The organism is Streptomyces violaceorubidus (genome assembly GCF_000717995.1).
Taxonomy (GTDB): domain Bacteria; phylum Actinomycetota; class Actinomycetes; order Streptomycetales; family Streptomycetaceae; genus Streptomyces; species Streptomyces violaceorubidus.
Genome location: NZ_JODM01000063.1, coordinates 1 through 11,019, shown reverse-complemented (window position 1 = coordinate 11,019; position 11,019 = coordinate 1). Strand labels below are relative to the sequence as shown.

Annotated in this window: 7 protein-coding genes and 5 pseudogenes; 3 read left to right on the top strand and 9 right to left on the bottom strand. The window is 68.9% G+C overall.

Annotation, left to right across the window (positions count from 1 at the left end):
• Positions 1 to 43 precede the first annotated feature (43 nt).
• Positions 44 to 649 (bottom strand): aminotransferase class III-fold pyridoxal phosphate-dependent enzyme, encoded by a 606-nt coding sequence (locus IE94_RS36475; RefSeq protein ID WP_280922740.1) that lies wholly within the window; start codon positions 647 to 649, stop codon positions 44 to 46.
• 85 nt (positions 650 to 734) lie between these two features.
• A pseudogene (locus tag IE94_RS41640) lies at positions 735 to 818 on the bottom strand (hypothetical protein); the annotation flags it as partial.
• Positions 819 to 1,281: 463 nt separating this feature from the next.
• Here IE94_RS41640 and IE94_RS40530 point away from each other — a divergent pair.
• Together IE94_RS40530 and IE94_RS41395 are read left to right on the top strand one after the other, a co-directional pair.
• Positions 1,282 to 1,437: a hypothetical protein gene (locus IE94_RS40530; protein ID WP_167344000.1), complete on the top strand. Its 156-nt coding sequence runs from the start codon at positions 1,282 to 1,284 to the stop codon at positions 1,435 to 1,437.
• 22 nt (positions 1,438 to 1,459) lie between these two features.
• Positions 1,460 to 1,540 (top strand): annotated as a pseudogene (locus IE94_RS41395) (PAQR family membrane homeostasis protein TrhA); the annotation flags it as partial.
• A 40-nt stretch (positions 1,541 to 1,580) separates the two neighbouring features.
• Here the strand turns inward: IE94_RS41395 and IE94_RS36470 are convergent.
• A pseudogene (locus tag IE94_RS36470) lies at positions 1,581 to 2,758 on the bottom strand (IS3 family transposase).
• A gap of 66 nt (positions 2,759 to 2,824) precedes the next feature.
• Here IE94_RS36470 and IE94_RS41390 point away from each other — a divergent pair.
• Positions 2,825 to 2,920, top strand: a pseudogene (locus tag IE94_RS41390) (PAQR family membrane homeostasis protein TrhA); the annotation flags it as partial.
• A gap of 148 nt (positions 2,921 to 3,068) precedes the next feature.
• Here the strand turns inward: IE94_RS41390 and IE94_RS0133455 are convergent.
• The 6 genes and pseudogenes from IE94_RS0133455 to IE94_RS41775 form a co-directional block, all read right to left on the bottom strand.
• Positions 3,069 to 3,380, bottom strand: coding sequence for an SCO5918 family protein (locus IE94_RS0133455; protein ID WP_030191978.1), 312 nt, complete (start codon positions 3,378 to 3,380; stop codon positions 3,069 to 3,071).
• A 49-nt stretch (positions 3,381 to 3,429) separates the two neighbouring features.
• Entirely contained in the window at positions 3,430 to 3,834 is a 405-nt protein-coding gene (locus tag IE94_RS0133450; RefSeq protein ID WP_030191977.1) for a CBS domain-containing protein, read from the bottom strand.
• Positions 3,835 to 3,879: 45 nt separating this feature from the next.
• Positions 3,880 to 5,376, bottom strand: a complete 1,497-nt coding sequence (locus IE94_RS0133445; protein ID WP_030191975.1) for a DEAD/DEAH box helicase — start codon at positions 5,374 to 5,376, stop codon at positions 3,880 to 3,882.
• A gap of 348 nt (positions 5,377 to 5,724) precedes the next feature.
• Positions 5,725 to 5,928 (bottom strand): cold-shock protein, encoded by a 204-nt coding sequence (locus tag IE94_RS0133440; RefSeq protein WP_030191973.1) that lies wholly within the window; start codon positions 5,926 to 5,928, stop codon positions 5,725 to 5,727.
• Between the two features lie 1,034 nt (positions 5,929 to 6,962).
• A complete protein-coding gene (locus IE94_RS0133435) occupies positions 6,963 to 9,710 on the bottom strand; it encodes a S8 family serine peptidase (protein ID WP_280922741.1) in 2,748 nt (915 codons plus the stop codon).
• Between the two features lie 609 nt (positions 9,711 to 10,319).
• Positions 10,320 to 10,578, bottom strand: a pseudogene (locus IE94_RS41775) (transposase); the annotation flags it as partial.
• Positions 10,579 to 11,019: the final 441 nt, after the last annotated feature.

Genomic DNA, 11,019 nt, shown 5'->3' with positions numbered 1-11,019 from the left:
ACCGCACCAGCGTCCTGTTCGCCATGCTCCGCGACGGAACCTTCTACGAACCCCGAACCCCACAGCTCGCTTGACGAAAGACATAGAGGCACCCCCCCGCGGGGAGCGCGGCGTCGATGCTCGTGAGGCTGGTGGGGATCGCGGCGGCCAGTTCCGCGGTGTGCGCGGTGAACCGCGGGTCCGCCCAGTGGGCCAGGGCCGCTGAACCCGCCACGAAGGCGAGGTTGTGGCCGCGGAAGGTACCGTTGTGTTCGCCGGGTGCCCACTGGTCGATCTCGCGGCGGATCAGCAGGGCCGCCATCGGCAGCCCCATCCCGCTGAGCGACTTCGACAGGCATACGAGGTCGGGGCGGAGTTCCGGAGTGTCCTCGAAGCTGAAGAAGTCCCCGGTGCGTCCGCACCCCGCCTGGATGTCGTCCACGATGACCAACGCGCCCGCCGCGTCCGCGAGTTCACGCAGCCGGGCGAGCCAGGTGCGGGGTTCCGTGTGCAGTCCGCCCTCGCCCCGGACCGTCTCCAGCAGGATCGCGGCGGGCGGGGCCGCCCCGGCGCGCGGGCCGAGGGCGCGTTCCAGGGCGGTGACCGGGTCGGTCCCGTCCGGGTGGGCGGCGTCGCCGTAGGGGAGGATCGCCACGTCGGTCAGGGGCACCCCCGCCGCACCGCGCAGCAGCGGGGAGGGTCGTGGTGGCCAGTGCTCCGAGCGACGCGCCGTGGAAACCTCCGGTGAAGGCGATGACCTCGGTGCGTCCGGTGACCTTGCGGGCCAGCTTCAGGGCGGCCTCGACCGCGAGAGTGCCGGCCGGGCCGGGGAACTGCACCACGAAGTCGCCCAGCCCCCGGGGCAGGTGGGAAACGTCGGTGGGGGAGAGGTCGAGGCGGCCCGATGCCAGCGCCGCCGACCGGAGGTGTCACGGGTGGCATCGATACTACGTCGCGGGGCGCATAGCGCAGTTGCACCGTTCCGCCCGCAAGGAGTGACCCGGAAGACCACCGGCCCACCCAGCGCCGTCGCCTGCACGGCGATATGAAGGGGACAAACCTCGGGTGACGGGCCGGACCGTACGGACACCGCCAAGGCCAAGCGGTGTCCATGGTGAACTCCCCGCGGCAGAAAGGGGGCCAGTGGGACGTCCTTGCCGGAACCGTGCTGCTAGGTGTCCGTCAGAGGGCAGGTGATCCCATGCTGTCTGCGACCCAGGGCTGTCCTCCGTCTGGGCGACGGTGCTCGTCTTCTGGGCGGCGTCCCGTTAGCGTGGTTGGCAGCCGCCGAAGGGAGGCGCCATGTCGGACGATCCGACGGGCCCGTTGGGTACGGCAATGCGGGAGGTCACGTTCCCGGACCAGTCTCGCGGGATCATCTTGGTGCGGGCGGGAACACCGCAGGACGAGGCCGAGGCAATGGCCGCCCGTGTGTGGGCCGAGATGCCGAAAGGTTGACCTGCACGAACGCAGGTAACCCGTATTGATAGTGGCCGGCGGTCTTCTCTACAGTGCGGGAGCGGTGGTGTACGCGGTCCAGCGCCCCAATCCCTCGCCCCGCTGAGCTGTACCGAGTTTCGTAGAGTCCGATCTTGATTGGTTCAGGCGGACTGCGGGGTTGGCTCCTGGCTCCGCCAGAAGGCTTCCTCGTATTCGGCCGGCGGCACGTAGTCGAGCGCGGAGTGAAGACGCTCTTCGTTGTACCAGGTGATCCACTGGAAGATCGCCCGTTCGGCCTGGTCGACGTCCTTCCAGGGGCCCTGCATCTCGATCAGCTCGGCCTTGAAGGTGCCGTTCAGGGTCTCGGCCATCGCGTTGTCATAGCTGTCCGCGACGGACCCGACCGACGCGGAGGCGCCGATGTCGGCGAGCCGGGTAATCCGGATTGCGATCCGCGGTCGCTGTGATGGACGAGGCCGGAGTCCGTCTTGATCCTCCGTCTCCACAGCGCCATTTCCAGTGCGTCCAGCGGGAGGTCGGTCCGCATGTGGTTCGCGACCTGCCAGCCGACGATCATCCGGGAGTGGACGTCCAGGACGAACGCCACGTATGCCCACCTGGACCAGGTGCGGACATACGTCATGTCCGCCACCCACAGCTGATCCGGGCGCGGGGCGGTGAAGTCGCGGTCGACCAGGTCCGGCGGACGCGGTGCCGACGGCTCGGGGAGCGTGGTCCGGCGCCGTCGGCCACGGATGACGCCCTCCAGACCGAGCTCGGCCGTCAGCCGCTCGACGGTGCAGCGGGCCACCTCGGCCCCCTTTCGCCCCAGGGCCCGGGTGATCCGGCGGGCCCGTAGGTGCCGCGCGACTCCGCGTGGACCTCCTCGATCAGCGGCATGAGCTGTTCGTCGCGGAGCCGGCGGGCCGATTTCGGCCGCTTTTGCGGGCGAAGTACGTCGACGGCGACAGCTCCAGCACCCGGCAGACGGGATCGACCCCGAGGCCCTTGTCGCGCAGGTGGTCGATCACCTGCTCGGCCTCGTCCGGGGACGGTCGATCTCCTGGGCAAAAAACACCGAGGCGGCTTTCAGGATCTCGTTCGCCCGCCTCAGCTCGGCGTTCTCCCTGCGGAGCTGCTTGAGCTCGTCGAGCTCGGCGGTGGTGAGCCGGTCACCGCGCTCGCCGCGGTCGGCCTCGGCCTGGCGGACCCAGCCACGCAGGGCCTCCTTGTGGATGCCCAGGTCCTTCGCGACGTGCGCGATGGGCCGGCCGGTGGTGCGGACCTCGCGGACCGCTCGCTCGCGCAGTTCGTCCGGGTATTTACGGGGTGCTGGCATGGTGCTGGTGGTTCTCCTTCGCCAGGACCGTAACCCTGGCATCAGGGACTCCACAAAACCCAGTACAGCTCACGCTGGTTCGGCTTCCACGAGGTGTTCCACGTTCTGACCGTGGCCGCCTTCACCGCGCACTACGTTGCCATCTCCCTCGCCGTCTGCTGACCGCAGCAGCAGGATGCACTACGGCGTCACGGGGCTGCCCCCTCACTCGCGCACCGATCAGGGAATGCGGCATGCGGTGAGGGCCCGACCGGCACGCCGGTCGGGCCCTCACCGCTGTTCTGGTGTCGGCGCGCGCCTGTCGCGTCGGTCAGACGGACAGGTGGGGGGCGCCGAGCATCGCGGAAGCCCGCTGCAACGGACTGTCGATGCGCACGGGGGCGGCCTCGGGAAGGGTGCGGCAGGTGAAGCCCAGAAGGGCCATGGCCCTGAGGACTTCGCCGGCGCTGAAGTCGCGGCGGTCCTGGCGGGTGATGACCTGGCCGACCTGCTTGGCGGGGTAGTGGCGTCGTCCGATGCACACGGACTCGCCGGTGGCCGGTTCGGGCTTGACGCCCTTCATCGATTCCAGCACGCCGCTCTTGGTCAGGTCGAACGGGAAGCGGGCAATGACACAGCGCATGATGCCTCACAGGCAGGAGAGGATATGGGGTCGACCGCCGTACGGCGGTTCAGCGGGAGAGTGCGAGGACGCCCAGGGCGCTGCCGTGTGCGTCGACCACGGGCACCGGCCCGAGCCGTCCGAAAGGCACCGCGTCCTCGGCTTCCTCCCTCGTGGCCAACGGTGAGACGAAGGGCCCGCTGCCGTCGGTGATGTCACCCAGGCGGAGCCGGTCGGTGTACCGGGAGCTGTCCCGGACGGCGGTGAGCCGGGTCTGGGTGACCAGGCCGACGCACCGGCCGTCTTCGTCGCAGACGACCAGATGCTCCGCACGGGCGGCGGCCATCACGGACAACGCCACCTCGACGGTCATGTCGTGCCAGACCTGTGGCCCGGCGGCATCCATGACGTCGGCCACCGTGCCGTGCAAGGGGCGAGCGTCTACGGAGCGATCCTGCAACTGTCCTGGCGTCAAAGGGTGCCTCCTGCGCAGACGGGCGGGGTTCGTGATCAGAACGGTCTAGGTGGCCGTGCCGGCCGTGGACCGGAGTGCGGGGGTACGCCGGGTCGTCGAGGCGGGGCGGCGTCGGCCGCGTGAGGTGGCGCCGCGCTTCTGGGGGCGTTCGGTCACCGGGGCGGTGATGACGACCGGGATGCCGGTCGGGGTCTGGGCTCCGGTGATCCGGCCGAGGGCCTCGTCGCCCGGGCTGACCTGGGTGGTCTGCGGCCGGATCCCGGCGTCCGACATGAGGCGGACCATGCCGCGGCGCTGGTTCGGGGTGACGAGCGTGACGACGCTGCCGGACTCACCGGCGCGGGCCGTGCGGCCGCCGCGGTGGAGGTAGTCCTTGTGGTCGGTCGGCGGGTCGACGTTGACGACGAGGTCGAGGTTGTCCACGTGGATGCCGCGCGCCGCGACGTTGGTCGCCACCAGGACGGTGACGTGTCCGGTCTTGAACTGGGCCAGGGTGCGGGTGCGCTGCGGCTGGGACTTGCCGCCGTGCAGGGCGGCGGCCCGTACCCCGCTGTTGAGCAGGTCCTGGGTCAGCCTGTCGACGGCGTGCTTGGTGTCGAGGAACATGATGACGCGGCCGTCGCGTGCTGCGATCTCGGTGGTGGCCGCGTGCTTGTCCGCGCCGTGGACATGCAGTACGTGGTGTTCCATCGTCGTGACGGCGCCGGCCGAGGGGTCGACGGAGTGCACGACGGGATCAGCCAGGTAGCGGCGTACGAGCAGGTCGACGTTGCGGTCGAGGGTGGCGGAGAACAGCATGCGCTGGCCTTCGGGGCGGACCTGGTCGAGCAGGGCGGTGACCTGCGGCATGAAGCCCATGTCGGCCATCTGGTCGGCCTCGTCGAGGACGGTGATGGAGATCTGGTTCAGCCGGCAGTCGCCGCGGTCGATGAGGTCCTTGAGGCGACCGGGTGTGGCGACGACGACCTCGGCGCCCCCACGCAGCGCGCTCGCCTGCCTGCCGATCGACATCCCGCCCACAACAGTGGCCAGCCGCAGCTTCACAGAGCGGGCGTACGGGGTGAGCGCGTCGGTGACCTGCTGCGCCAGCTCCCGTGTCGGTACGAGGACCAGCCCCAGCGGCTGACGGGGCTCGGCGCGCTGCCCGGCCGTACGGGCCAGCAGGGCCAGCCCGAAGGCGAGGGTCTTTCCGGAACCGGTGCGCCCGCGGCCGAGGACGTCGCGGCCGGCGAGGGAGTTCGGCAGGGTCGCGGCCTGGATCGGGAAGGGGACGGTCACCCCTTGTTGGCCGAGCGCAGCCAGCAGCTCACCGGGCATGTCGAGATCGACGAAGCCCTCCACGGCCGGAAGCGCGGGGGTGATCGTCCGAGGGGGAGCGAACTCCCCCTGGACGGCGGCGGGCCGACGGCCGTAACCGCCGGAGCGGCTCGGGCCGGCCGAACGGTGCGGCGTCGGCGAACCGAAGCGGCTGCCGCCCCTGTTGGAGTCGGCACTGCCCTTACGGGCGCGGGCGAAGCGGTCGTTCGTGCGTGTGCGGTTCATGCGGAACCTTCCTCGATGCGGCACCTATCAAGGAATTCCCGCAGCAATGAGCAGCACGGAGAATCGCAAGAATGGACCGGTGGGCCTTGCCAGCGGATCTGGCCACCAGAAAATCTGTGCGGCGCGTGCGCTGGAATGATTGGGGGCGCTGTGGGCTCGGACATTCGAAGCGTCCACTGCGCTGTAGCTGAAAGGATGCGGCTGCACCCTCGAAGGACGTTCCGTTTGCGGTAAGCGCACGATGTCCGGGTTGTCGTCCACAGGTGAAATCGCTGCGGGAAACGCATGTAGCTGGGGCCCGCACCCCGAAGGATGCGGGCCCCAGCTACAAGTATGTGGCAGTCAGCGTCAGGCCGGAACGATGTTCTCGGCCGTCGGGCCCTTCTGGCCCTGCGCGATGTCGAAGCTCACCTTCTGGCCTTCCAGCAGCTCGCGGAAGCCCTGGGCGGAGATGTTCGAGTAGTGGGCGAACACATCAGGGCCGCCACCGTCCTGCTCGATGAAGCCGAAGCCCTTTTCCGCGTTGAACCACTTCACGGTACCAGCAGCCATGTTTCATTTCTCCTTCGGGGCAGTCATACGAGATCCGCACTGCGCGAACCTCGTGTCGCCGCAATGATCACCCCGCCCGGGAAAAGACCGGAGATATAAAAGCGCTTCCAGGGTACAGGGTCCGACCGGAGAGCTTTAATTTTCGGCAACCACAACCGCAACTGACATCGACAGTAGCACGTCACAGCAGCCACTGGGCGGTGAAGAACGCCCCCTGCTTATTGCGGCAGAGAATCTACCCGCATGCTCCGATGAAAACTCAAGCCGCGCGCACAGATATTGACCCACCCGCGCGACGCCATATATCGCATGCCGGGCTCACCTGATCCGGTCCCCCACCACGCTCTCCGCTCCTGCACGGGTCGCACCGCCGCGGAGGCGGACAGGGGCCATGACGCCGACCACGCCCGGCGCGACCCCGACAGGGCTCCGGTCGGGGCGTGTCCGATGTGACACCAAATTCAAACAAGCGACCTTACGCTGGTATGGCCGCGACCGACTTCTCACGCCGGGCCGGATGCTACGCGGCCTACGAGGAGGCGCCCACCTGACACTCGCTACCTCCGTCTTGTCGGGCCGGACCCGGTACGTCACGTAGATCCACTGGCAGCGGAGGCCGAAGTCGCGGTCGCCACGCCCAGCCCGGCACTGGACAGCAGAACGGCAGCGGACACGAGGCCGGCCTTCGCACATCGCACATGCAAGCGCACGATCCCCCCTCGTTCCTCGCGCCACACATGGCGCACTCCAACTCGTCGTTCGAGGCTGGCAGATGGGAACGGAACGCGATCAGCAACTGTCAAGGTACGCGCAGGAACGGCGAAGGCGAGAAGCCGCCGGATCGACCGCGGGTGGTGCGTGCGGTACCCGAGTCGCACACGCCGCCGAGTCGTGGACGTCACGGCCGGCGTCGTCTCCGGCCGTCGGCAGGCAACGGTGTGCAGTGGTCCTGCTGTGGGGGCCGGCCCCTGTCTCGGGCGGGAGGGCCGGCCCCTGTCTCTAGGGCTTGGAGCTGGTCACCAGGGGAGGGCGGCTCAGCGGGAGTTGATCAGCAGGCCGGGTATGGTGGTTCGTCCGGTGCGGAACTCGGTGTACGCCCATTGTTCGACGTCCGGCTGCGGGCCGACCGGGTTCAGGGTCACCTGGGAGAACCCCCCGCGCTGCACACTCGACGGTGTCGTCAGTGTGGTGTTGTGACGGTTGGCGTTCTTGGGGATCACGGTCACCCCGAGCCGGTAGGGGACGTTGGGGGAGGCCGCCGTTCGGGCGTGCGCGTAGGCGGTGTAGGTGCCAGGTTCCGGGAAGAACCGGACGCTGCGTTCGTTACTGTGCCACGATGCCCAGCTCCGGTCGATCAGCTTGCCGTCCTTGTAGAGGTAGAGATCGAGGTTGGTGCCGGGATCGTCCGAGGCCGTTTGCACGATCAGTCCTGCCGTACCGGGCGGGACCACGATTCTCGTGCCTTGGGTGCCGACTCCGGCAGGGGAGAAGACGCCGCCGCTGACGGAGGTCGTGAGTTTCTTGTCCGTCCAGGTCACCGGCGTGTACCCGGTGGTGCGCCCGGTGAGAGGGCCGGTGAATCCGGGCTCGAGGGTTCCCTGGCCCTGTCCGCCGGTGCGGCCGAACTCTATTCCCGTGTCGTCGTACGGCCGAGGTGTGAAGCCCCACGGCCGGCCCGCGACGGTCATGCGCACCCGGTGCTTGGCGCTGGCGAAGGTCAGCGAGCCGGTCGTGTAGCGGTCCCAGGTGGCGGTGCCGCGTTCCAGCGTGATGGTCACTGTCGCGGTGGCGCCGGGTTTCACCGAGAACGTCCGCGGGGTGAGGGTCACCTTCATGCCGGCGAGCCCGTCGACCTGCGTGGTGTACCTCTCGGTCCGGGTGCCGACGTTGGTGAGCCGGCGCGTGAGCGTCACCTGCTTCGTGCCGTCGTACTCGCGCAGCGCGATCGACGGCAGGTTGATCTCCTTGCCGTCCGGCGTTGTCGCGGCCGCGAACGCGGTGAGCTCGGCGGCGGAGGGCTCGATCACCAGACCGGGATCGTCGGCGGACGCCGGCCGGGGCAGCCCGGAGCCCTGGCGCAGCGGGCTGGTCGTGCCCCGGGTGTCGGCGGCCGTGGTGCGCAGTGCCGAGGCGGTCGCGCCGGGCGACCACTGCGGGTGCCCGGCGCGCAGAGCCGCGGCCATGCCCGCCACGTGCGGAGCCGCCATCGAGGTGCCCGAATACGCGTCGAAGAGCCGCCCCCCGGCCGCGGGCGACACCGCCGCGACCACGTCGATCCCGTCAGCGACGAGGTCGGGCTTCTGCAGCCCGGTGTGCATCTGGTCGGGCCCGTAGGACGAGAGACCCGCCACACTGGGCACTCCCACGAGGCTGCTGCCGTCCCCGCCCGCCGACAGCGACGCGGTCCCGTCGTTGCGGTGCGCCCAGAGGTAGTTGAAGAGCTTGCCCGCCTGCTCGGCGCTCCACAGGTAGACGGTCGGGAATCCGTGGATCACGTTGAGCCGCACGTTGCCGGTCGACTGGAAGAGCACGACGCCGACACCTCCCGCGGCCTTGACCGCCGCGACCGCGTCATCCGCGTCCATGAAGTCGCACGCGACGATCCTGCCCTTGACCTTGGCGGGGTCGAGGCTCCCGGACAGGCAGAACTGCGCGCCCTCGTCGAGCGAACCGGCCTGGTCGGCGAACACGATCGGGGTACGGCCGAGCGACGGCAGCCGGTCCATCGACGTGCCGACCATGCGGGTGCCGTCGCCGAGGCGCACGGTCGCCTCATGGGACCGCTCGACAGACGCCCCCACCGTGGTCACCCAGGGCTCGGCGTTGCTGATCATCCCGGACATGCCGTCGTTGCCCGCCGAGGCCGCGACGAAGATTCCGGCGAGATAGGCGTTGAGGAAGGCGTCCCCGATCGGGCTGTTCGGCTGGTAGTCCCCCATCGACGAGCCGATCGAGTAGTTGATCACCTGGACGCCGTCGGCCACCGCCGCGTCGATCGCCGCGAGGATGTCGGCGTCCGTGCCCGAGCCGCCCCAAAGCGCCTTGTAGACGGAGATCCGCGCATCCGGTGCCGCCCCGGAGATCGCCCCGTAGTCCTGCCCGAGCACCATCGCGTGCTTGACGGGCAGACCGGCCGCGGTCGACGCGGTGTGGGTGCCGTGTCCGATCATGTCGCGTGGCGAGAGTGTCTCGCCGTCGGGAAGCGAACCGTACGCACTGAGCCAGCCGTCGGCGAAGTACCGCGCTCCGACGATCTTGCCGTTGCACGCAGAGGCCGGGAAGTCCCCATTCGCCTGGCAGGTGCCGTGCCAGCCCGCAGGCGGCGGCATCGTGGCGGCGAACGAGGCGCTCTCCGGCCAGATTCCGGAATCGATCACGCCGATGACCACGTCGGAACCATGTACCGGCCGGGGTGTGGACCGCGCCGACTTCTGCGCCACCGCCTCTTCGGCACGGGGCCCGTTTGACGCGGCCAGGGGCGCGGCGTCGGCTTCGACCCGACGGACAGGTGTAACGGCCGCGACCCGCGAATCCCCCGTCAGCTCCCTGGCCTGAGCCCCGGTCAGCTTGACGGAGAAACCGTTGAAGGCCGTCGTGTAGGTCTGCTGCGAGCGCACACCGAAGTCGGCAAGCACGTCGCGCTGCGCCTGGCCCAGGTGCTGCCGATATCCCTCCGCTGCGTCCGAATACGCCTGAATCCTGCTCCCGGCCGCCGGCCTGGTCGCCTTGAGGCCCTTGACCCCACCGGTGTACGAGGCGACGGGTGCCTCCCGCAATCGCACCACGTACTGCCCGTCGACGGTCTCGGACTGCGCATCGGACCGCGGCGCGCCCCCACCCGTGAGGAGGGCCAGGTCATGGCTGTACTGCCCCAGCCTCAGCTCAGGCAGGGGGGCACCGGTCTGTGCCGTGGCCGACCCGGCGCTCCCCAAACCGGCACACAAAGTGGTGAATACGGTGACTGTCGACGCTGTGACGATTCGGCGTCGTCTTCGAAGGCTCGCGCTCGTGGCCACGAGTCTCCTCCCATGCGGTGAAGGTTACGAACAGCCGTCACTCAACCTTCCGCCGGTTAAGAAGGAAACACCTTGCTGTGACAATCCGTTGCGACATACATCACGTACGACTGGGCGACATATGTCGCTCACTCACACTCCCTGCACCCGACCCCACGGTCACACCTGAATACGGGACACCCGAAGTCCCTACCTGACCGCGACCGCTGTCGTGGTTACGAAGGAAACGCGCCCGTCTGCGGTCCCGGCGTGCTCAGGAACCATCCGCACATCCCCGAGCCGCACGGCACGGCACTGCGGTTGGAGCCTTCTTGCCGGTCGTCCCGGGAAGTGGCGCGGAGGGGTTCGCCGACACCGAGCCGGAAGCGGGAGCAGAAGGTGCTTCCAGCGTTTGTGATCGGCAAGGGGCATGTTCGACGGTGATGCGGTCGGACGAGTGCCCGTGGCGGTCCCGTTCCCACTGCTCGACTCTGCCGGGCCATGCTCACGGCCGCGGTTCTCTGGGCGGTGAGTTGGCTTGGCCACGGTGGTCGCGGCTCAGGCCGGGGTAGCCGTCGTCCAGGAGGACTTCGATGTCGGGGAAGTGCCGGAAGCAGACGGCGATGCCTTCGTTGCGGCCGGCCGTGGCGTCGTGTGAACTGCGCACGGTCGGATTTCGTGGTGCAGATGAGGTGGGAGTGCCAACGACTGCCAGGTCGCTGGGGCAAGGCTGCCTTTGCCTGGGGCGACACCCTTCGTCCGAGGGTGTTCGAGGCAGGGTGGCGGTGCCGGTGGAGGGGCGAACGGTAGTTACGTGTGTACGGCGCTGAGCAGGCTGAGCTCCGTGACCATGTCACCGGTCGCCATGGGGGTAGGGAGGACAATCCACTTTCCGGCCTCGTCTTCGGTGGGGCCCAGGGAGTCCGGAGTGTTGCTTGCCGGGCGTTTTGCAACACCACGAGCGGCGTCGGGGGAGTGCTGAGCCGTCATGGCGATTGAGGTGCCTGACTGGGCGAATGCTCTCTTTTTTATGGTCATGGGTGAGCGTATGCCGCAGGCCAATGAGGATCTTGCCTATCAGAGTCACCTGGCTTAC

What these genes read in the sequence shown, in the direction of transcription:
- IE94_RS40530 (WP_167344000.1), top strand. Translation starts at nt 1,282, where the DNA reads ATGTCGGACGATCCGACGGGCCCGTTGGGTACGGCAATGCGGGAGGTC.
- IE94_RS0133445 (WP_030191975.1), bottom strand. Translation starts at nt 5,376, where the DNA reads ATGAACCGCACACGCACGAACGACCGCTTCGCCCGCGCCCGTAAGGGC.
- IE94_RS0133440 (WP_030191973.1), bottom strand. Translation starts at nt 5,928, where the DNA reads ATGGCTGCTGGTACCGTGAAGTGGTTCAACGCGGAAAAGGGCTTCGGC.
- IE94_RS0133455 (WP_030191978.1), bottom strand. Translation starts at nt 3,380, where the DNA reads ATGCGCTGTGTCATTGCCCGCTTCCCGTTCGACCTGACCAAGAGCGGC.